Annotated in this window: 23 protein-coding genes, 6 tRNA genes, 2 rRNA genes, 2 pseudogenes and 1 other annotated feature; of the genes and pseudogenes, 30 read left to right on the top strand and 3 right to left on the bottom strand. The window is 30.3% G+C overall.

Annotation, left to right across the window (positions count from 1 at the left end; translation table 11 throughout):
- The 16 genes and pseudogenes from C1715_RS04790 to C1715_RS04865 all read left to right on the top strand — a co-directional run.
- Positions 1-332: ribosomal RNA gene (locus C1715_RS04790) — 23S ribosomal RNA — on the top strand; the annotation flags it as partial.
- Positions 333-557: 225 nt separating this feature from the next.
- Positions 558-674: ribosomal RNA gene (gene rrf, locus C1715_RS04795) — 5S ribosomal RNA — on the top strand.
- Positions 675-678: 4 nt separating this feature from the next.
- Positions 679-755 (top strand) — tRNA-Ile (locus C1715_RS04800).
- Positions 756-758: 3 nt separating this feature from the next.
- Positions 759-834: transfer RNA gene (locus C1715_RS04805), tRNA-Ala, on the top strand.
- Between the two features lie 164 nt (positions 835-998).
- Entirely contained in the window at positions 999-1,493 is a 495-nt protein-coding gene (locus C1715_RS04810) for an HD domain-containing protein (RefSeq protein WP_102399499.1), read from the top strand.
- Positions 1,494-1,687: 194 nt separating this feature from the next.
- A complete protein-coding gene (locus C1715_RS04815) occupies positions 1,688-2,854 on the top strand; it encodes a DUF362 domain-containing protein (protein ID WP_102399500.1) in 1,167 nt (388 codons plus the stop codon).
- Positions 2,855-2,856: 2 nt separating this feature from the next.
- Positions 2,857-5,580, top strand: a complete 2,724-nt coding sequence (locus tag C1715_RS04820; protein WP_102399501.1) for a UPF0182 family protein — start codon at positions 2,857-2,859, stop codon at positions 5,578-5,580.
- A gap of 97 nt (positions 5,581-5,677) precedes the next feature.
- Entirely contained in the window at positions 5,678-7,075 is a 1,398-nt protein-coding gene (locus tag C1715_RS04825) for an NAD(P)/FAD-dependent oxidoreductase (RefSeq protein ID WP_102399502.1), read from the top strand.
- Between the two features lie 31 nt (positions 7,076-7,106).
- Positions 7,107-7,334: pseudogene (locus C1715_RS04830) on the top strand (DUF1667 domain-containing protein); the annotation flags it as partial.
- Positions 7,335-7,439: 105 nt separating this feature from the next.
- Positions 7,440-7,645: a binding site (T-box leader), on the top strand.
- 108 nt (positions 7,646-7,753) lie between these two features.
- A complete protein-coding gene (serS, locus tag C1715_RS04835; protein ID WP_102399504.1) occupies positions 7,754-9,034 on the top strand; it encodes a serine--tRNA ligase in 1,281 nt (426 codons plus the stop codon).
- 480 nt (positions 9,035-9,514) lie between these two features.
- A pseudogene (locus C1715_RS20275) lies at positions 9,515-9,781 on the top strand (IS982 family transposase); the annotation flags it as partial.
- A gap of 232 nt (positions 9,782-10,013) precedes the next feature.
- Positions 10,014-10,104 (top strand) — tRNA-Ser (locus tag C1715_RS04845).
- A gap of 73 nt (positions 10,105-10,177) precedes the next feature.
- A tRNA-Ser gene (locus tag C1715_RS04850) sits at positions 10,178-10,268 on the top strand.
- 27 nt (positions 10,269-10,295) lie between these two features.
- Positions 10,296-10,386: transfer RNA gene (locus C1715_RS04855), tRNA-Ser, on the top strand.
- Positions 10,387-10,636: 250 nt separating this feature from the next.
- Positions 10,637-11,155 carry a GNAT family N-acetyltransferase gene (locus C1715_RS04860; protein ID WP_102399505.1) on the top strand — a complete coding sequence of 173 codons (519 nt, stop codon included), beginning with the start codon at positions 10,637-10,639 and terminating at the stop codon, positions 11,153-11,155.
- Positions 11,156-11,227: 72 nt separating this feature from the next.
- Positions 11,228-11,304 (top strand) — tRNA-Arg (locus C1715_RS04865).
- A 137-nt stretch (positions 11,305-11,441) separates the two neighbouring features.
- Here C1715_RS04865 and C1715_RS04870 read toward each other — a convergent pair.
- The 3 genes from C1715_RS04870 to C1715_RS04880 form a co-directional block, all read right to left on the bottom strand.
- A complete protein-coding gene (locus tag C1715_RS04870) occupies positions 11,442-12,572 on the bottom strand; it encodes a site-specific integrase (protein WP_180963993.1) in 1,131 nt (376 codons plus the stop codon).
- A gap of 46 nt (positions 12,573-12,618) precedes the next feature.
- On the bottom strand, positions 12,619-13,200 hold the full coding sequence (locus tag C1715_RS04875; protein WP_180963994.1) for a Uma2 family endonuclease: 582 nt from the start codon (positions 13,198-13,200) through the stop codon (positions 12,619-12,621).
- A 79-nt stretch (positions 13,201-13,279) separates the two neighbouring features.
- The gene (locus C1715_RS04880; RefSeq protein ID WP_102399507.1) at positions 13,280-13,705 is read right to left on the bottom strand and encodes a helix-turn-helix domain-containing protein; all 426 of its coding nucleotides are present in this window, start codon (positions 13,703-13,705) and stop codon (positions 13,280-13,282) included.
- Between the two features lie 138 nt (positions 13,706-13,843).
- Here C1715_RS04880 and C1715_RS04885 point away from each other — a divergent pair, with 138 nt between their 5' ends.
- The 14 genes from C1715_RS04885 (at position 13,844) to C1715_RS04930 (ending at position 21,372) form a co-directional block, all read left to right on the top strand.
- The gene (locus tag C1715_RS04885) at positions 13,844-14,038 is read left to right on the top strand and encodes a helix-turn-helix transcriptional regulator (RefSeq protein WP_102399508.1); all 195 of its coding nucleotides are present in this window, start codon (positions 13,844-13,846) and stop codon (positions 14,036-14,038) included.
- Positions 14,039-14,362: 324 nt separating this feature from the next.
- On the top strand, positions 14,363-14,662 hold the full coding sequence (locus tag C1715_RS04890) for a hypothetical protein (protein ID WP_102399509.1): 300 nt from the start codon (positions 14,363-14,365) through the stop codon (positions 14,660-14,662).
- Positions 14,663-14,682: 20 nt separating this feature from the next.
- A complete protein-coding gene (locus C1715_RS04895; RefSeq protein ID WP_102399510.1) occupies positions 14,683-14,877 on the top strand; it encodes a helix-turn-helix domain-containing protein in 195 nt (64 codons plus the stop codon).
- Positions 14,878-14,885: 8 nt separating this feature from the next.
- A complete protein-coding gene (locus tag C1715_RS19275) occupies positions 14,886-15,689 on the top strand; it encodes a transcriptional regulator (protein ID WP_180963995.1) in 804 nt (267 codons plus the stop codon).
- Positions 15,682-17,022: a replicative DNA helicase gene (locus tag C1715_RS04905; protein ID WP_102399511.1), complete on the top strand. Its 1,341-nt coding sequence runs from the start codon at positions 15,682-15,684 to the stop codon at positions 17,020-17,022. The genes C1715_RS19275 and C1715_RS04905 overlap by 8 nt, the downstream gene beginning before the upstream one ends.
- Positions 17,023-17,042: 20 nt before the next feature.
- Positions 17,043-17,237, top strand: a complete 195-nt coding sequence (locus C1715_RS04910; RefSeq protein ID WP_102399512.1) for a hypothetical protein — start codon at positions 17,043-17,045, stop codon at positions 17,235-17,237.
- Positions 17,238-17,255: 18 nt separating this feature from the next.
- Entirely contained in the window at positions 17,256-17,402 is a 147-nt protein-coding gene (locus C1715_RS19280) for a hypothetical protein (RefSeq protein ID WP_180963996.1), read from the top strand.
- 56 nt (positions 17,403-17,458) lie between these two features.
- The gene (locus tag C1715_RS04915; RefSeq protein ID WP_102399513.1) at positions 17,459-17,785 is read left to right on the top strand and encodes a hypothetical protein; all 327 of its coding nucleotides are present in this window, start codon (positions 17,459-17,461) and stop codon (positions 17,783-17,785) included.
- A gap of 14 nt (positions 17,786-17,799) precedes the next feature.
- Positions 17,800-17,925: a hypothetical protein gene (locus C1715_RS19995; protein WP_278320090.1), complete on the top strand. Its 126-nt coding sequence runs from the start codon at positions 17,800-17,802 to the stop codon at positions 17,923-17,925.
- Positions 17,885-18,037, top strand: coding sequence for a hypothetical protein (locus C1715_RS19285; RefSeq protein ID WP_180963997.1), 153 nt, complete (start codon positions 17,885-17,887; stop codon positions 18,035-18,037). The genes C1715_RS19995 and C1715_RS19285 overlap by 41 nt, the downstream gene beginning before the upstream one ends.
- Positions 18,038-18,361: 324 nt before the next feature.
- Entirely contained in the window at positions 18,362-19,165 is an 804-nt protein-coding gene (locus C1715_RS04920) for a hypothetical protein (RefSeq protein WP_102399514.1), read from the top strand.
- A gap of 220 nt (positions 19,166-19,385) precedes the next feature.
- Entirely contained in the window at positions 19,386-19,517 is a 132-nt protein-coding gene (locus tag C1715_RS20000) for a hypothetical protein (RefSeq protein WP_278320091.1), read from the top strand.
- A 2-nt stretch (positions 19,518-19,519) separates the two neighbouring features.
- A complete protein-coding gene (locus C1715_RS04925) occupies positions 19,520-20,053 on the top strand; it encodes a hypothetical protein (protein ID WP_102399515.1) in 534 nt (177 codons plus the stop codon).
- A 611-nt stretch (positions 20,054-20,664) separates the two neighbouring features.
- Positions 20,665-21,372, top strand: coding sequence for a sigma-70 family RNA polymerase sigma factor (locus C1715_RS04930; protein ID WP_102399516.1), 708 nt, complete (start codon positions 20,665-20,667; stop codon positions 21,370-21,372).
- Positions 21,373-21,590: the final 218 nt, after the last annotated feature.

The raw sequence follows: 21,590 nt of genomic DNA on the forward strand, positions 1-21,590 counted from the left end.
CGGCACGCGAGCTGGGTTCAGAACGTCGTGAGACAGTTCGGTCCCTTTCCGTCGCGGGCGTAGGAAATTTGAGAGGAGCTGTCCTTAGTACGAGAGGACCGGGATGGACCAACCTCTGGTGCACCAGTTGTCACGCCAGTGGCATAGCTGGGTAGCTATGTTGGGAGGGAATAAACGCTGAAAGCATCTAAGCGTGAAGTCCACCTCAAGATTAGATTTCCCATAGCGTAAGCTAGTAAGACTCCTGGAAGACTACCAGGTTGATAGGTCGGAGGTGTAAGCGTGGTAACATGTTCAGCTGACCGATACTAATAAGTCGAGGGCTTGATCAAATTAATTAACTAAAGATTTTCCACACTGTGCAATTTTGAAAGAACAATCTTTCATCTAATTCAATAAATTTTTTAAAAAAAGTTTAAAAAACTTATTGACAAGTAAATAAAAAAAAGATATAATCCTAAATGTACTCAGTTGATGAACTTTTAAGAGGAAATTCATTCAGTAAATCTGATGAGTAATCGACCATTACAAAATCAAAGATATTGAATGTTTGGTTATCTGGTGATTATGGCTTGAAGGTAACACCCCTTCCCATTCCGAACAGGACGGTTAAGCTTCAAAGCGCCGATGGTACTGCAGGGGAAGCCCTGTGGGAGAGTAGGTCGTCGCCAGGTTATTGGATCTTTAGCTCAGTTGGTTAGAGCAACCGGCTCATAACCGGTAGGTCCGGGGTTCGAGTCCCTGAAGGTCCACCATATGGGGGATTAGCTCAGCTGGGAGAGCACCTGCCTTGCACGCAGGGGGTCAAGGGTTCGAATCCCTTATTCTCCACCAAAAGCAACCTAAGAAGGTTGCTTTTTTTATTTTGTATAAAAACATATAACTTTTAATAGAATTTGAAATAAACATGTTATTATTGGTATAATTAAAAATAGAAGATAGATTAAGATTTTATATTAATATTTTCCTATGAATACTCTAATTAAAAGGAGAAAAACATGGCAAATAGAGTAAAGCAGTTTTTTTTATATTTTAATTATAAAGTGGATAAAAATGATAAAGATTTTGTATATAAATATTTAAATAGAGAGCAAATAGAGCTATTTGAAAAACTAAAAGTATATGAACAAAAGCACTGTATAAATGTAGCAAGGGATTTAGTTAAACAATGCAAAGAACTTAATATAAGTTATAGTGAACAATTAATAATTGCAGCTCTATTGCATGATATAGGTAAGATAGAATGTGGTCTTAATTTAATAGACAAATCTGCTTTAGTAATTTTAGATAAGATATCAAGAGGAAAGATAAAGAAATATGAAAAAAATAAAAAAATAGATATATATTATAATCATCCAGAGAAGGGATATAATATTTTAAAAAAATTAGGAGAAAAGAATAGAGTTTTATTTTTAGTAAAAAATCATCATAACAATGATATATCTAATGATTTAGAATTAAATATATTAAAGGAATGTGATGAAAAAAATTAAACTAAAATTAAGGCACATTCAAATAAATAACAAGTCAGTATGTTAGTCTATTTTGCGTCATACTGCGTCAGCAGAACCCGTTGATAGTCCTACCAAAGGCGGAATCTGCTTCCTTGTCTGACACAAAATATACCAGCATCTTTGACTTGTTATTTCTTTTCATGTACCTAAAAGTGTGAATATGGAGGAATCTTATGGAGAAGGTGGCACTTTTAAGATGTGAAGAATACAATGTAGAAATAATAGAAAAAAAACTTAGAGAGGGTTTTGAACTATTAGGTGGAGATAGCTTTTTAAGAGAGCTTATACCCTATAATAGCAAGGTTTTATTTAAGCCTAACCTGTTAAGTGTAGAAAGAAAAGAATCGCCTGTAGTAACTAATTATAAGGTTTTTGAAGCAGCTATAAAAATAATTAGGGATTATTCTTCAAATATAACTTTTGGTGATTCTCCGGGAGTTGGAGATTCCAGAAGAGCAGCAGAACTTTGCGGACTTATGGAAGTAGCTAAAAAGTATGGTGTTGAATTTAATAGCTTTAGAGAAGAAGTACATGTTAGATTGGATAATTCTATATTATGCAAGTCATGGAATGTAGCTAAGAAGGCCTATGAGTCTGATGTATTAATAACCTTACCTAAATTGAAGACTCATGCTATGGCATACTATACAGGGGCTATAAAGAACCAATTTGGATGCATATCAGGCGCTAAGAAGGCACAATGGCATACAAGAATGCCTGATGCACAAAATTTTTGTAAAATGCTTTTGGATTTAAATACATTAGTAGGTACCAACTTTGCTATATTAGATGGAATTATAGCTATGGAAGGAAATGGACCTAAAAATGGAAGTCCTAAAAAAATGAATACATTAATAATGGGAAAAAGCTTAAGTGCTGTAGATTCTGTAGCTGTTAGATTAATAGGATATGAAAATCCTTTAGACACTCCGGTTTTAAAAGAGGTTTATGATAGTAAATGGGGAGCGGTTTTGCCGGAAGAAATAGAAGTTTTAGGTGAGAAAATTCACCATATGAAACAAGAAGATTTTAAGTTATGTAGAAAGGGTGGAGACTTTTATTTTAAGAATCCTATAGTAAATAATTTTTTGAAGAGTTTAATAGCACCTGAGCCTTCTTTAGTTTATGATAAATGTGTGTCATGTTTTAGATGTGCAGAGGTGTGCCCAGAAAAGCCTAAGGTTATAAATTTTATAGAAAAAAAAGGAAAAAAGATTCCTGTGTGGAATATGAATAAGTGTATAAGATGTTTTTGTTGCCAAGAACTATGTCCAGTAGGAGCAATAGTAACTAAAGATAAGTTCTTAGGTAAACTTTTAAAAGGGGAAAGGGGAAAATAAAGTTGAAAAAGAAGTGGAGAGTTATAGTCCCATTATTTATAGTAGTAATAATTCTAGCCTGCTTAAACAGTATAGTTAAGCTTGTAGTAGATATAAAATGGTTTAGAGAAGTAGGATATTTAAGCGTATATTTTACAAAATTATTTGCAGTATTAAAGATAATGCTTCCAGTATTCCTCCTAGTTTATTTTGCCCTTTGGATATATTATAAGAGTTTAAAAAAATCTATATATAAATTAAGAGAAGATAGGGAACTTTTAAATACTAAAAAGTACAATAAAATATTCATAATTATAGATTTAATAGTTTCATTTATAGTATCATTAAATCTATCTAGAAGCTATTGGTATACAATACTTCAATATAAAAACAGTGTTAATTTTAATATAAAAGATCCTATGTTTAATAAAGACTTGTCTTTTTTCGTATTTAAACTTCCATTGATACAATCTATTTATAATTTACTAATGACATTATGTTTTGTACTAGTTATAGTTACTTTTATTGCTTATTTAATCTTAAATACTAAGGATAAGGTTATGAATGGGGGTCATTTAAGAAATGTTAAAACATTTACCTCTGGTTTCAAAAGTGGCATAACAAAATTTGCAGGAAGGCAACTAGCGATAGTATCAGCTTTAATACTTTTATTACTTTCACTTGGATATATGATAAAGGCATGGAATTTAGTATATTCTCCAAGGGGAGTAGTTTTTGGGGCAAGCTATACAGATGTTAAGGTTAGTTTGTATTTTTATAGAGTAATAACTGTTTTATCCATAATAACTGCTGTAGTGGTTTTAGTAAGTTTGCTTGCATCTAAAATAAAACCTATAGTTATATCTATAGTGCTTATATTTGTTTTAATAGTAGGAGAAAATTTAGCAGCTGTATTTGTACAAAATTTTGTGGTTAAATCTAATGAAAAGACATTGGAAAAGAAATATGTAGAATATAATATAGATTATACAAGAAAAGGCTTTAATATAGATAAAATAGATTCAAAAGATTTTCCAATAGAGAATAATTTAGCTGCAAAGGATTTGAAGGATAACAAGGAAACTATAGAAAACATAAAGGTCAATTCAGTTAATCAAGTATTAGAATATTACAACCAAATACAAGTTTTAAAATACTATTATACTTTTAAGGATATGGATGTAGATAGATACAATATTAATGGTAAGAATACTCAAGTATTCATGGCCGCTAGAGAAATAGATGTGGATTCCCTAAAGGATAAAGCTAGCACTTGGCAAAATAGACATCTTACTTATACTCATGGGTATGGAGTAGCTATGAATAAAGTTAATGCAGTTACCAGCTCAGGAAAGCCTGAATTTTTAGTAAAGGATATTCCCGTTGAAAATAATATGAATATAGATTTAAAAGATCCTAGAATATATTTTGGTGAAGAAACCAGCGAGTATGCCGTTGTTAATACTAAAATAGGAGAATTAGATTATCCAGATGGTAATACAAATAAAACCACTAAATATAGTGGAACTGCAGGAATTAAAATGAATGGATTAAATAAAGTTTTATTTTCTATATACGAGAAGAATCCTAAATTTCTACTTTCAAGAGATATAACTAAGGAGAGTAAAATAGTTATAAATAGAAATATAATGGAGAGAGTGAAGAAAATAGCACCATTTATTTTATACGATAAAGACCCATATATAGTTATGAATGAAGGAAAACTATATTGGATAATGGATGGATATAGTGTGTCAGATAGATATCCTTTTTCACAGCCATATAATGGTATAAATTATATAAGAAATTCTGTAAAAGTAGTTATAGATGCAGTAAATGGAGATACAGATTTTTATGTAATAGATGATAAAGATCCAGTTGTACAGAATTTTTCTAAAATATTCCCTAAACTATTTAAAGAATACTCAAAGATGCCAGAAGGTTTAAAGGGACATATTAAATATCCAGAGGATTTATTTAATATACAATGTAATGTCCTTGGTAAATATCATGTAACAGATCCTATGGTATTTTACAGTGGAGATGATTTATGGGATGTATCAAAAAATGAGAAGCAAGTAGAAAATGAAAAGAAGGAAGAAAAAAATCCACCATCATATATAATCATGAAATTACCTGGGGAAAGTAAAGAAGAGATGGTAGTTACCCAATATTTTAATGTAAATAGAAAAAATAATATGGAAGCTTTGCTTTGCGGCAGAATGGATGGAGAAAACTATGGTAAATTAATTTTGTATAATTTTAATAATGAGTCAGTAGAGAGCCCCTACTTATTTAAGCAAAGTATAAAACAAGATGCCAATATATCAAAAGAAATATCACTTTGGAATCAAAAAGGTTCTGGTTCAGGAGTTATTTTTGGTGATACTCAAATAATACCTATAAAAAATTCACTATTATATGTAGAACCTCTTTATATAAGGGCCAGTGGTAAGGAAAGTATCCCTCAGATGAAAAGAGTAATTATATCCTATGGAGATAAGATGGTCATAGAAGAGAATATAGAAAAAGCATTAAATGAAATATTTAATATAAAAAATAAAGAAGAGGAAAAAGCTTCAAAGGATGAACAAAAGGAAAAAACTGAGCAGTTAGATAATAGTGAATTTAAAAAGGCCAAAGAGTTATATGATAAAGCTATGGAAGCACAGAAAAAAGGTGATTGGGCTAATTATGGTGAATATATAAATCAGTTAGGAAAGTTATTAGAAAATGTTATTAAATAAAGTAACTAAGTAGAAGAATAAATAAAGTAATTATTAGAATATACAGTAATAATTTTACAAAACTTAAAATGGTTCTTCTTGTAGGGGGAAAATGAAAATGGATTATGATGTTTTAATATTAGGGGGAGGCTTATCAGGATGCGCTATAGCTTATGAACTATCAAAATATAGTTTAAATATAGCTTTAATAGAAAAAGATTATGATATAGCTGATGACATTTCTTTAGTAAATACTGCTATGATTTATGACGGTATTGAAAATGAATATGATTTAATGGCTAAATTAGAAAAAGCGGGAAATAAAGAGTTTGATAGTTTAACTTCTAAATTTAAAGTTCCATTTAAAAGGATAGGAACTTTAATGCTTGCAAGGGATATAGAGCATCAAGAAATCCTCAAGAATATGTATGAAAGAGCTATAAAAAGAAAAATAGAGGATATAGCCTTTTTAAGCAGTAAGTATATAAAGCAAATTGAGCCAAACTTGAACATAGGTTTTATTGGAGGTATTTATACTAAAAATACAGGAGTGGTATGTCCATATGATTTAGCTATTGCTTATGGAGAAGTGGCTTTTGATAATGGAGTTAAATTTAAATTAGAAGAGGAAGTTATAGATATAGAAAAAATATCTAAAGGTTATAGGGTTATCACAAATAAAAACAAATTTAAATGTAAAATAGTTATAAACACTACTCCAGGAGAAAATTACAGTATAAATGTTCATAAAAAAGTATGCCCTAAAAAATCCATAGTAAATGTTAAGTATCTTCTTTTGGATAAGAACTTTAAAAGAAATCTAGAGCATATTTTATTTTTAATAAATAAAAAAAATGAAAAAATAATGGTAATACCTACTTTACAAGATGGGACAATTATATCTATGTACAGCAAAGAAAATATAAGTTATGAGTATTTTATAAATAGTATAACTGAAGTATTTCCAGACATAGATAATAAAAATATTAGAAATTTTTATCAAGGAGAGTCGTATCAAAGTAGTATAGTTATAGATGATAGTAGTATAGATGAGGGGTATATAAAAGTTAATGGAAAAAATTATAGTGAAGTAACTATGACTCCATTTATAGCTAGAATGATATGTGAAACTGTGGTGAATAATTTAAATTGTAAATTAAATAAAGATTTTAATGATAAGAGAAGAGAGTTTTACAAATTTAGAGATTTATCTGATGAAGAGATAGAGCAAGTTGTAAGTATAAATGAAAAGTATGGTAAGATAATATGCCATTGCCAAAAGGTTACAGAAGGGGAAATAATAGATGCTATAAGAAGACCTTTAGGAGCACGTACATTAGAAGGAATAAAAAGAAGGACTGGAGCAGCATATGGCGGCTGTCAAGGAGCTAATTGTATAAATAAAATAATATCTATATTGGCAAGGGAAACTAATAAAAATTTTACAGATATAGTTAAAGATTCTAAAGACTCAAAAGTGGTTTTAAGTAGAATTAAAGAGTTTGACGAGGTTTAAATACTTAATTAATGGGGGGGTATTTGTGGAAAATTCTATATTTACTAGTTTAGTTAGAATAAAGGGTGCGGATTATAATGTAGTTCCAGTTAAAAGCAGTTCCCCTATAGATAAAAAATTATGGGTGGAATGTTCAAAAGCAATAAGCAGGCTATATGTAGGTGCACCTATAAAACAAGGGGACATAATATGTAGTAATATATTAAATACAGGAGTAGATATAGTGTGTACTAAAAATGTCAATAGAAAAAATGTATAAAAATATGCTTTAGTGAAATATTATAATAATATACAAATAGAGGTTGACAATGCCATATTGAGAATGTAAAATGGTTCTTAACTAAATAGATAATTTAAAATTTATATAAAACCGTTGATGAGAATAGTAGCTTTATGAAAGATTTAAGAGAGTCAGTGGATGGTGCAAACTGATATCTTTTATTTAGTGAATCCGCCTCGGAGGGACTGTGATGAGCAGTACGGTTCAAACCGTTATTAATTTGAGAGAACTAATTTAGAGCTTTAATATTAGTTAAATAGGGTGGCAACGCGGAGCTATTCGTCCCTAAGTGGGATGAAGGCTCTTTTTTTATTATAAAAATATTTTAAAAGTATAGATATTTTATGAGAGTGTTTATGTAAAATTACAAAATCTTAAATATATAGGAGGAATATACTATGTTAGATATTAAAAAGATAAGAAATAATACAGAAGAAATTAAAAATGCTATGAACAATAGAGGTGAGGCTTTTAGCGTTAACTTAATTGATGAAATAGTTAATTTAGATAAGAGAAGAAGAGAAATATTAGTTGAAGTAGAAGAATTAAAGAAAAAAAGAAATGAAGAATCAGCTTCAATAGGAAAAATGATAAAAGAAGGAAAAGATGTAGCTGAACTTAAAGAGCATATGAAAGGTTTATCTGAAAAAATAAAGAATTTAGATGTAGAATTAGGCCAAGTTGATGAAAAAATAAATTACAATATGCTTAGAATACCTAATATTCCGAACCCAGAAGTACCAGAAGGGGATACAGATGATGACAATGTTGAAATAAGAAAATGGGGAGAGCCAAGAAATTTCGATTTTGAAGCTAAAGCCCATTGGGATATAGGAACAGATTTAGATATGCTAGATTTTGAAAGAGCAGGAAAGGTAACTGGTTCAAGATTTACTGTTTATAAAGGTATGGGTGCAAGACTTGAAAGGTCAATAATTAATTATTTCTTAGATTCTCATACTGAAAAAAATGGGTACAAAGAAATACTTCCTCCTTACATGGTAAATAGAGAAAGTATGACAGGAACTGGACAATTACCTAAGTTTGAGGAAGATGCTTTTAAAATTACAAATGATGACTATTTCTTAATACCAACAGCAGAAGTTCCAGTTACAAATCTTCATAGGAATGAGATATTAAAAGGTGAAGATTTACCTGTTAAATATGCTGCATACAGCGCATGCTTTAGATCTGAAGCAGGTTCTGCCGGAAGAGATACAAGAGGCCTTATAAGACAGCATCAATTTAATAAAGTAGAGCTTGTTAAATTTACAAAACCAGAGGACTCTTATGAAGAATTAGAAAAGTTAACTAGAGATGCAGAAAGTGTTTTACAGGGACTAGGACTTCCTTATAGAGTGGTTAAGATATGTAAGGGAGACTTAGGATTTACAGCAGCTTTTAAATATGATATAGAAGTTTGGATGCCAAGCTATGGAAGATATGTTGAAATATCAAGCTGCAGTAATTTTGAAGATTTCCAAGCTAGACGTGCTAATATAAAATATAAAGAAAATGCAAAAGCTAAGCCAGAATTTGTACACACTTTAAATGGATCTGGAGTAGCGGTAGGAAGAACAGTAGCAGCTATACTTGAAAATTACCAAAATGAAGATGGTAGTGTAACTATTCCAGAAGCCCTAAAATGCTACATGGGAGGCAAAGAAATCATAAAATAAGAATATTGTGAAGTAATACATTGAAGAAAAATCTGATTTTAATTCCGTAATAAATGTGTAATTTGGGACTGTTCACAATACGCCAAGAACTTCTAAATGTCTCACAGTTTAATCCCCTAAAGCTTTCAAACTCACTCGTTCCTCGTTCAAACATGAAAGCTTCTTAACGGTTCTTTAACTGTGAGACATAAGAAGTTCTAAGGCTAGTTCAATAGTCCCCAATTCCACATTTATTACTACATTAAAATCAGATTTTTAGTTTAATATGTTTATGTTTGGATAGGAGAAGCCTACTAAAGGATGATTTTCCTCCGCTTCGCTATGGAAAATTTTTAATTTAACTCGTTGTGCTAGTTAAATTACTAGCATTATTTACAAATAGAAAAACTCTAGCATAATATGCTAACCTATCATTAAAAAGCACGACCAATTTAATGAAGGAGGTACACATATATGCTATAGCTTTACAAACAAGATTCTATCACAGTTATAGAAAATTTAAAAGATTTTATAACTGTCGTTTTTGTTATAATTGATGATGTTTACTAAGATATAACTCCAGCACATATTAAAAATCGTAGAAACGGTAAGACCGCTATTATGAGTGATAGTGAAATAATTTCCATATCACTAGTTGGTGAACTTATGTCCATTGATTCTGAAAAATCTTGGGTTAGTTATTGCAAGAATAATTTTAAAGATTTATTCCCTAGATTTTGCAATAGAAGTCGTTTTAACCGATTAAGAAGCTTTCATGTTTGAGCGCTGTTAGAAGCGAGTTTGAAAGCTTTAGGGGATTAAAATTTGAAAACATAAGAATTTCTTGGCGTATTGCGAACAGTCTAAAAAAATATATTTATTGTGGACTTAAAGACAGATTTTTCTTATGGCACTTGCGCCACAAATATATTCTTATTAATGAAAAAATGTGTTGACAATATGGAGAATATTTATTATAATAGTCATTGTCGTGAGACTCGGAGAGATGGTCGAGTTGGTTTAAGGCACCGGTCTTGAAAACCGGCGTGCGTGGAAGCGCACCTAGGGTTCGAATCCCTATCTCTCCGCCATATTTAATAATATAATTAAAAAAATCATTGACAATTCAATGTATATTTATTATAATATTCATTGTCACAACTTGGAGAGATGGTCGAGTTGGTTTAAGGCACCGGTCTTGAAAACCGGCGTGCGTGGAAGCGCACCTAGGGTTCGAATCCCTATCTCTCCGCCATAATTTAATAATAAATTTTGAGGGCATGGAGAAATACTCAAGTGGCTGAAGAGGCGCCCCTGCTAAGGGCGTAGGTCGGGTAACTGGCGCCCGGGTTCAAATCCCGGTTTCTCCGCCAAAACATCTAACTAAAAGTTAGATGTTTTTTATTTTTTTGTTCCTTTACACATAAAGTTCTTTTAAAAACTTATAAGCTTACATAATTCAAGGTATTTTTAACCTTATTATACGTTGAACAATTTTTCTTAAAGAGGTATAATTAACTTAGAAAATGATAAACTTAAAAGATAATAAACAAATTTCTTAGTTTCAGGTGGAGTATTACAGTATATATCCATCAGATAAATATAATATAAGAAGGGGATAGTGTGTTAAAGGGTAAAAAGGTGATTTTAAAGTCAATGGAAAGAAAAGAAGTATCTAATATATACAATATATTATGTGATAAAGAAGTTAGGGAATTCGATGGTGCATATATTATATTGCCAAGCAAAGAGTACATATTAGAAAAATTCCATGAAATTACGTCAGGAAATACCAAATATTTAACAATAGTAAATGAAAAGGGACTTACTATAGGATACATAACCTATAAAGAATGTAAAGATGGCGTAAATGTATATTCTTTGGGCATAACAATAGGTAAAAATTTTTGGGGAAAAGGATATGGTCAAGATTCAATAAATACTTTGTTAAGCTATTTATTTCTAGATAAAGGAGCTACTAGAGTAGAGCTAGAAGTGGTAGACTTAAATTTAAAAGCTATAAATTGTTATAAAAAGTGTGGATTTAAAGAAGAGGGCCAGAAGCGAAATAGATATTTTGTTAAAGGTAAATACACTAATATAGTTATTATGGGTATATTAAAGGAAGAATTTGTATTATAAAGTTTTTAATTAAAATATTTGATTTTTTCTTCGTAATGTGATAATATTATAATGTTTCAAATTGCATATTTTGCGTCAGTAGCTCAGTTGGATAGAGTAGCTGGCTACGAACCAGTTGGCCGGGGGTTCGAATCCTCTCTGACGCACCATATAAAACCCTGTAATATCAATAGTTACAGGGTTTTATTATTTTTTTAAGTTGTCGTTACAATGCGTTTTGTCGTTAATTTGTCGTTAATTTATTTTTTTGAATATAAAAGGCCCTTCCAAAAGGAATGGCCTAAAGCTATTTACATATAATATTATTTAATTTATTAACCGCTTCTTTTTGCATATCTGGGAGTACATGAGAATAAGTATTTAATGTTAGGTTTACAGAGCTATGCCCTAGGCGTTCAGCTACTATCTTAGGGTTAATATTAGCCTTTAACATTAAGGTGGCGTGTGTGTGTCTTAAGTCGTGAAATCTTATATATGGGATAGTTAGCTCTTCACATATACCATATTCTTTCATAACCCTATTATAATTTCTTGATATATACTGTGGTTCATAAGGCAAACCAGTTTTCTTTTGACATACGACGAAATTCGTTTCTTGATAATATTCACCGTATTTTAATTTATTTTCTTTTTGTTCTTTATTTAATTGCTTCAGTTCTTTTATGGTATAATCTAATAAGATAATTTTACGTTTTGAACTTTCAGTTTTTAATGGGAGCAGCTCCAGGAAATCGTCAACCTTTTGGAGTTGCTTTTCTACGTATATGATACCTTCATCTAAATTAACTTTATCCCATGTAAGGCCAGCAATTTCTCCTAATCGCATCCCTGTAGTTGCTGCTAACATTACAGGAATATAACATGTCATATTCTTTAAGCGTTCTAATAACTTATTTAATTGAACTTCATCATATACATTTAATTCAGCTTTTGCCCTTTTAGGTTTATCAACTGCTATACAAGGGTTTATATTAACTATTTGCCATTTAATAGCCTGGTTAAAGGCTTTATTTAATAAATTATGAAAGTGCCTAACAGTGGTACTGGACACCTCTTTTAAGCTTTCAGTATAGAACTCCTGGACATGAATAGCTTTTATTTTAGATAGTTCCATTTTACCAAAGTAAGGTATCAAGTGCTTAGTGGCAATATATTTATAGGTATTAAATGTTTTATTAGTTAGTTGTGGTTTTATTGAGGTTAGAAATTTTTCCATGTAAATATCAAAAGTTGTTTTTTCAACTTTAAAATAAGTTCCCTTCTCAATTTCAGTTATTAACAAAGCGGCAGCATTTTCAGCTGCTTTTTTAGTTTTAAAGCCGCCCTTATAGATCCGTTCTCTTTTTCCGTTGGCATCTCTATCACCAGTATACATTGTAAATTCCCATTTATTATTACGTTTTCTGAATGTGGCCATGGTATCACCTCGCTTTGTGGGGTTCGTCATTATAACGATACCTTAATTATAAATTAAATGAATTAAAATCTATGTCTAAGTTATTAAATGTATTTACCTTAATCTTATGGGTGAAATTATACATTTCCGGAGAGCCATATTCCTTATTTTCATCAAGGTTATACACAAGTATTGTTTTATTTATAGGGTTTACTATCCAGTATTCACTAACACCATACTTTTCATATAAGTAAGCCTTTTTTATATAGTCGTTACTAGGGTTATAAGGTGATACTATTTCAATTATCATATTAGGTGCACCAGTGCAGCCTTTATCAGTTAATTTATTTTTATCACATATAACTGATATGTCTGGTTGCACAACATTCTTACAACTGTCTAAGGGTTCATTATTATTCTTTAGTAGTACATCAAATGGAGCCGTATATAATTCACATGGACCATTATTAGATTTTATATAGTGGTTTATAACATAAGATAGTTCATTAATTAGTTTTTGATGTATCCTTGAAGGTGCTGGAGCCATGTTGTAAATTTCCCCCTCTATAATTTCTATTGGTTCATTCTCCGGAAAGGTTTTGTAATCAGCATAGGTGTAAATTTTATTTTGAATAGTATTGTTAATCATTAATTTTACCTCCTATCGATTTATTTGTGGTTACTTTGAATTGTGGGGTAGTAACTACATTTTGTTAGATGTTGCGAAACTATTTGTTGTCTTTATTTTTTAATTTGTAGCAATAAAATTCAATAAATTCAATAGTTGCATTATATAAGTTTTCTAATTCTTGGTCATATTCTTCTTTAGATTTATACTTCTTTATATCTAATAAATATCTTTTATCAGATATAAATTGTGAAAAAGAATCTTTAAAAGTTTTATTAATTCCAACTTCTATTGTATTATCTATTTCTTTAAAACCTTTGCTTATATTGCCATCAATATCAATTAAATTGATTATAGATACACCAAGAGCCTCAGAAATTTTTTTTAATATCTCAGTACTGGGATTTTCTTTTTTCCCATATTCTAATTGTTGAATATATGATATTGAAATTCCAGAGTCATCAGATAATTGCTTTTGAGTAAGACCTTTTTTCTCTCTGATTTGTTTAATTGCTTTTCCTAGCATAACACACCTCCAGTATGTATTTATATTAATTATACCACAAATTTTTTAAAAAATACACAAAATAGTGTTGACATTATATAGTGTGTGGTATATATTAAATATAACGATTAAACACACTATAATAAGTGAGGAGGAAATATGGGCTTAAAATTAAAACTTAAAAGAATAGAAAAAGGCTTTAAACAAGGTGAGTTAGCTGAAAAAGTAGGTATTTCAAGATATTATTTATCAGCTTTAGAGAATGGCAGAGCTAAGAATCCAAGTATTCTAGTAATGAAAAAAATATCTGAAATACTTGAAACATCAGTGGAAGAATTATTCTTCAATGAATAGGACGCAAAAATTTTGGTGACACCGCAATGGCGAACGTAGGATAAGCTAACCCGTAAAATTGACGGGGCAGATCAAAAATGAGTAATTTGGAAAATCCCAAAATACTTAAAAAACAGTAGAATAATTATTTTTCTAAAAATTTTTAAATTACAGTTATATTTTTTAAAAATAATGTGTAATTAGGTATATCATTAACAATTTATTAGCTAAGTTCTAGCAGAAAATCATACTTCGCTAGTCCTAAGAAGATGTATAGGTTAAGCTCCAGGTAAAACCCACTGGAGGCTAAGGGGTTCAACATAATGTTGAAGGGGGGTGTTAGCAATGAAAACTAAGCAGTTATTGAAATATGCTGATATAAAGTCAGACGTGTTGGAAAGTTATAATGTTGGATCAACAGCAAGTATAACACTTAACGGAGTTATGTTTGATGAGGGGTTAATTTCCAAAATAGACTTTATAAAACATACTTTTAAAGATGGCACTGATAATTTATTTATAAAGCTTTACATGGGTCATATCAATGTAGCTACGGTAGTTACAACTGATGATTATGTAATAGAGCAAGATGATGATAAATATCCGTCATATTGGATAAGAGAAGCGGAAGAATATGATTATTGATTGAGGAGGGGAGAACAGGCATGCAAGTTAAAGCAAAATTAGATAATGTGTATACACCCAAGGAAGTTGCTCCAATGCTTAGATTACACATAAACAGTGTTTATGAATTAGTTGCAACAGGAGAATTGAGAGCTATAAGAGTAGGTAGAAAAATATTAATAAGTGAAACTGCTATAGGTGAATTTATAAATGGTGATAGTGGTTGTAATAAGTAGGTGGTGGCGTGCAAGGATGGATAAAACTTTACAGAGAATTACTTCAAAGCGACGTGTTCTATAATGAAAAGCTATTAAAAGTGTTTATTTGGTGTTTATGCAAAGCAAGTCATACTAATCATATGCAAATGGTAGGTAGACAATCTGTACCATTAGAACCTGGGCAATTTGTTACAGGTAGACTAAAAGCCGGAATAGAATTAAATATGCCACCATCTACTGCATGGGATTATTTAAAACTTTTAGAACGTAGTGGCACTATGAATATAAAGTCCAACAACAAATTTTCTATTGTAACCATTGAAAACTGGGGAAAATATCAAAATGATATTAAAAATCCGACAACAAATGAACAACAAATGGACAACAAGCCGACAACAAATGAACAACAAATGAACACAAACAAGAATGGTAAGAATGATAAGAATGTAAAGAAAAATATATATAGTGATATTTTTAATCTGTATTTAGAACAGGAAATAATTAAACATAAAGAATTAACTGACACTATGAAAAAAGCAATAGATAAAGCAACTAAGAAATTTTCTATAGATGAAATTAAATTAGCGATAACTAGATATGGGGTTATGTACAGAGATAAAGAAAATACCTATGCTAAAGACTATTGTAAATATAAATGGACATTACAGGAACTATTAACAAGAGAAAAGGGAATATCAGAGTTTTTAAATGAAGGGGGTAAATGGATTAGATACACAGATAAGCAGCAAGGCAATAATTTTGAAGATAAGAAAACACAAGAAGCATATGCAGCACTAGAGCACTTAAAAGGAGGGATAGAGTTTGATTAACTTAATAGACACCAGGGCAAATGAGGTTGAAATACTTAGCCTCATGCTTAAGGATAAAGATTCTAGAATTGAGGTAATCAATAAATTAAAGGCTGATTATTTTAGCACAGATTTATATAAAAGGTTATTCAAAACTATAGAAAATATGGAGCGTAATCAAGAAAATATTGATTTAACTCTAGTAATTCAAAAGATGGATATGTTGAGCTTGAGAAAAGATGGGGACATAGTAGAAGTATCAGAGATTTACAACAACTTTTCAACTCCTATCACATTAAATCAGCACATTGAAAAATTAATTGAAGGCTATAGATCCAATGAGTTTAAAAAGAAAATGTATAACCTTAGTTTAACAGATAAACCTCTAGATACTGATGGGGTTATAAATGAACTTAGTAAAATAATAGAAGATAGGCAAATAGAAGAATCAAGCACTATAACACTACAAGAATGGTTATTAAATGAAGTTAGTGAGCGTATAGAACTTGATAAGCCTAAGCCAATGGGTTTATTAACTGGATATAGGGATTTAGATAAAATATTAAAGGGAATAGTACCAGGCAGTTTAGTTACTTTACTGGCCAGAAGTGGTATTGGAAAGACTACTTTTTCAACAGAATTAACTAAAAAGATAGCTTGCAAAGGTGAAGCAGTGACGTATTTTTCTTTAGAAATGCCACCGGAACAAATGTATTTAAAAATGGTTTTATCCCAGGCTAAATTAAGAGTAGATGATTATATATCCATTACTAGAAATAGCGGAAAGATAGTTGAGAGCTTATCAATAGCAAGTAATAAGATATCCGCCTTAAATATTAATTTTTTACAAGAGAGAAACATTGATAAAATAATAAACTTAATAAATTACTATGTAAGAAAAAAGAATACTAAAGTGTTTTTTATAGACTACTTAAACATACTAGGCAGCAACATGAACACAAGCAATACAGATATTTTATATAACGAAATTACCGCAGAACTTAAGCAAGTGGCATTAAAGACAGGATCCATTATATTCTTAATAGCACAATCTAATAGAGCAGTGGATAAACAACAGGATAAAAGGCCTAATGTTAAGGATATAAAGGATTCATCTTCAATAGAACAAAACAGTGACTATATAATAGCACTTTATAGAAATTTGGATTTTAATAATCCTACTAAAAGACAGGAACTTAATGACCAGGGAAAGATAAATTATAGAAAGCCTAACGCAGATGTGAATCCGGAATGCTTTGAATTGATAGTTTTGAAAAATAGGCATACCGGAGAATGTGGAACGGTATATTTCAAGTATTTATCTAACTTAGGATATTTGGATTGGCCATATTAAAAAAGAGGAGGAGTTATATCATGTATTGGGATTATTTATATTCAATTTTAAAAATGACTAGAGAAGGCAAAGACACAATGCCTATACAAGATGAAAGGTACAGAAAAGCTATTGTAAATAGTATAAGTATAAAAGACATTGAAGAAATGGAAGCGAAAGAAATCAAAGAGGCAGTAATTAATTATCTTCAAGTAGTAGCTCCGGAATTTAAATAGAATTAAAGAGAGGTATATATGAAAGAGGATTTACAAGCCACAATCAAAAAAGTGGGAGATAAATATAAAACCGCCCCTAAGCAATTAAAAATAACTATAGGAGAAATACTGGCAGGTAAAATAAAACTCAAAATACAGGAGGAAAGCAATGGAAGAAATAATTAGATTAGAAGAAGAGGCATTGAAAAAGCTGCAGGAATTGATTAATAGGGAGGTAAATCATGAATAAAACAGTAAAAAAATTAATTAACAAGACTATCGAACTTGAATGTAATCATGTAGATGACAAGGGAATTGAATCTATTATAAAAAATACTGATTATGAAGAATGGAGCCAAAAGTATGATGTAACGAGAGAAAGATTGTTTGATATTGTACCAAAGGAACTTCATGAACAATTTGATGAAGTGCTAAATGAATTAGAAACGGCATCGAATGTTATGTTATCCATTGAAAAAGGTTATATGTTTAAGCAGGGAGTAATTAAGGGGTTAACTGACTTAAAGTATCTAAACGAGGACATAGGTATTGAGATTGGATTAATTTAAAGGAGCTGATTTAATTGACCATAAAAGAGCTAGTTGAAAGACAAAATGAATTAATAAAAGCAATAGATAAATTAGCAAGCAAAATAGGGGTGCATTTAAATGATAAAGATAAAAGCTATGTATTCAACGGAAGACGATAAGAATAAACTATTGCAAACTCTTAGAGAGAGTTTTAAGGTAATTAAGGTTAGTAAGGAATATATAAAAGAAGGCCCATGTAAAAGGATTTACATAAACCTTCAAGAAGAATAAAAAAATATCCATTCCAAAAGGAATAGACTAAAACCCGCAATTTTAGTTTAACCTTTGGAGATGGAGAAATCAAGGGGGATATTATGTCAGTACCAATATTTTTAGCTTATATGGATTATTGCAAGGAGAATAACACAGAGCCTAATACAAAAGATTTAAGGCTATGGAAAAAGCTTTATAACAATAGATAAAACTCTGTAGTACGAAATTCGTACATCTAAAAGTAATATTAGTGGTTACTATGTAAATTTATGTAGTAACCACATTATTTTAATTAAGGGTGTAACAAAACGGAACCCCCTTACTGCAAAAGGAAGTGAATAAATGTATTGTGTAATTCAAGAAATAGAAAATAAAAGGTTTAATGAATTTGGAGCATATAAGCAGTTAGAAGTCGATTGTATGTCATTCTGTATAGATGGTCAAGCTAGGACAAAATACTTATATAAATACACAGGAGAAAGGTTTAAAAGGCCTATAAGGAAAGCTTATAAGATAAGTATTCATAAAAGTTACAGGAAAGATGGTAAAGTTAAAAAGAAACAATGGGTTATTTGCACAATAGGTTATTATAATATTATTGATTATGGGACATGGATAGGGGATTATACTATAGGGTTAAATAACAAGCTCCAGGATATTGGGATTACAGAAGAAAAATTATGTGAGTTGGTTTATAAGAAGTTAGATCCTATAATTGAAAAAGTAAAAATTGAATTTCAAAAAACAGAAGAATATAAAACTCATAAGAAACACAGAGAAATTATTGATAAATACCTTAAGGCTAAGAATGAATTTGAAAGTCTGTACGGTAGTGATACCTATGACTATTGTTATGATATATTTGGTGTTTTAAGAAATGAGGAATATTTAAAAGATTTAAAAGCAACATATGAGGCACAAAAGACTTACAGGGATAATTATAGTAGTTACCACAGTAATGATTATAGTAACTATGATTTTAGCGGTTACTTTAAAACTAATACAAGTAATTACACAAAAGAAGAAAAGACATATTTAAAAACAATATATAAAGCTGCAGCTATGAAACTTCACCCAGATATTAAAAAAGATAATGGGGAAGGTATGAAATTTTTAAATAAATTAAAAGAAGAATGGGGAATATAAATTAATGTAGTTACCGCATAATAATATGAAGTAACTACATTAATATACAAGAGTTTTATGGTATAATAAATATAAAGATAAAAATAAATATTTTAGTACCCCACAAGCCCAAAATTGGAATGTGGAAGCCTATGAATATATGGCACGGGAAATTAACTGATTCTGAAATTCGGAATTGGTTATTCTCGTGCTTTTTATTTTGTTTAAAAGGAGGTACAACATGAATGCTAAAGCAAAAGAGCAGAGAAACGCCTACATGAGAGAGTGGCGTGCTAAAAATAAGGACAAGGTTAAAGCAGCACAGGAGCGGTATTGGGAAAAGAAATCTAAAAATAATAGGAAAGAGGGATAAAAGTGTTAAGAGATAAAATAAGAAAAATAATTGATGATGGAAATACAAGAATTTCAGAACTACAAAAGAAAATAGTAAAAATAAAAGAAAGTGCTATGTATTCAAATAATTACAAGCTACAGGCAAACGCAGATTATAGACAGGAATGTGTAAAAATAAGAAATGAAGTCCATGACAAAGTTATTAAATTGTTTGATGAAGAGATCCAAAAGGTAAATGAAGAAAATTATTATAAGGACAATAATAGTCTAGAAACTTCTAATTTACTAAAGATGATAGAGCTAACTAAAGATACTATGACAGAGCAGGAAATAACCTATTTATTGGAGATAAACAAAGAAAATAACATAATAAAAAGAGTATTAGCTGCAGTTGCTGATAGCAGAGGAATTTATATTGACAATATTAAGTATTTACCTAATTCTATAGAGCTGCAGGGATGGAAAGAAAAATTAAGTGGAGCAATATTACAATCGACAGATGAAGGTATTGAAGGCTTGAAAATAGAGTTGTTATTAAGAAATATGAATATTTAGTGTAGGGAGCTAAGGAGCATTAAGCTCCAAGGCTCTTATTTATTAAATGCTAACATTTGCTAACATGCTGAGAAATGTCAAGGTGTTAAGGTTTGTTAAGGTACAAAGGTGTTTATATTTCCGACATTTCAGAGGCACTAAAAAGGTATCCGGCCTTTCTGGCTACCCTAAAAAGTATATTATAAAGGAGTTCCTAAAGTGGAAATACCTATAAATATATAAGGTATTCGGCACTTTCGGCGGCCTTAAAAAGGGAATTTATCCGGAGATTCTGGACCCCCTAAGGGGATTTAATATAAAAACCCAACAAAACCTAACATACACGTGTATATATAGGTATTAACGAGAAATATTAAATAAACTATAACTAAAATATATAAAATAGATATGGGATTTTTCTCCCGCAACTAGATAAAACTAGATATTTTAATAAAGATATAGAATAAAATCATTGCTAAGAAATGTTAAGGTCAGAAAAAATAGAGCCTTACAAAACCTTACTTTATTTTTATATAGAAAAGTAAAATAGCATGTTAACTAATGTTAACGTAAATTATTTAATAAATTGCTAAAAGAATCCCTAGAATTACTTGTAAAAGAGGTGACAGAGCGTGACTAATGAAGAACTAGTATATTTATATCAAAAGGGTGATAAAAAGGCACTGGATAAGCTTATAGAGAGAAATAAGGGCATAGTGTATAAGTTAGCTAATAAGTTTTATGTAGAAAAAACTAATAGTATAGATAGAGAGGATCTAGAGCAAGAGGGGTTTATTGGTTTAATGGCTGCAGCTAAAAAATATAAAAAAGATATAGAAAATCCAGCTAAATTTACGACTTATGCAGTGTATTGGGTATATTCTAAAATAAGCAGATATGTTAATCAAAGGAGTACCAACGAAGAAACTAGCCTTAATATTCCTATAGGTGAAGATGGTGAGAATGAACTTTTAGATACTATAGAAGGCGTTGATTATGGCTTTGAAAATGTGGAAGAAAGGTTATATATTCAAAAGCTTCATGAAGAACTTGAGGAAGCGATGCTGAAATATAACACCCTACAAGAAAGGGAGATATTAAAGCTTCGCTATGGTTGGAATAATGTTAAACCTATGAAATTACGTGAAATAGGAGAAGTGTTTAATATATCACATGGATGTGTAAGGCGAGTAGAAGCTAAAGCTAGAAGAAAAATAAGAAACACTCCCTGGGGCCAAGAAATGCGACGGGAGATGTATATTAAAAAAGCATATGCTGCTAAATATAATATACAAAGTAATTTAGAATTTATGGAGTGGAAAAATAAATATATAACATAGTAGAGCATAGAGGATTAGCTTCTCTATGCTTATTTTTTAGCTTTTTTTGTTGAAATATACTACAACTAGCATATAAACGCTAATGGCACTTAAAAATAACTGTGGTGCTAAGCTTTTTCTAATAAGCGTATGTTTTTAATGGTGTTAAATTAAGGTACTGCAAAGGTTTGCACTAAAAATTAGCGTATACGCTTATTCTAGTTAACCTTTGAGAGTTA

This window comes from Haloimpatiens massiliensis, assembly GCF_900184255.1.
Classification (GTDB): Bacteria; Bacillota; Clostridia; order Clostridiales; family Clostridiaceae; genus Haloimpatiens; species Haloimpatiens massiliensis.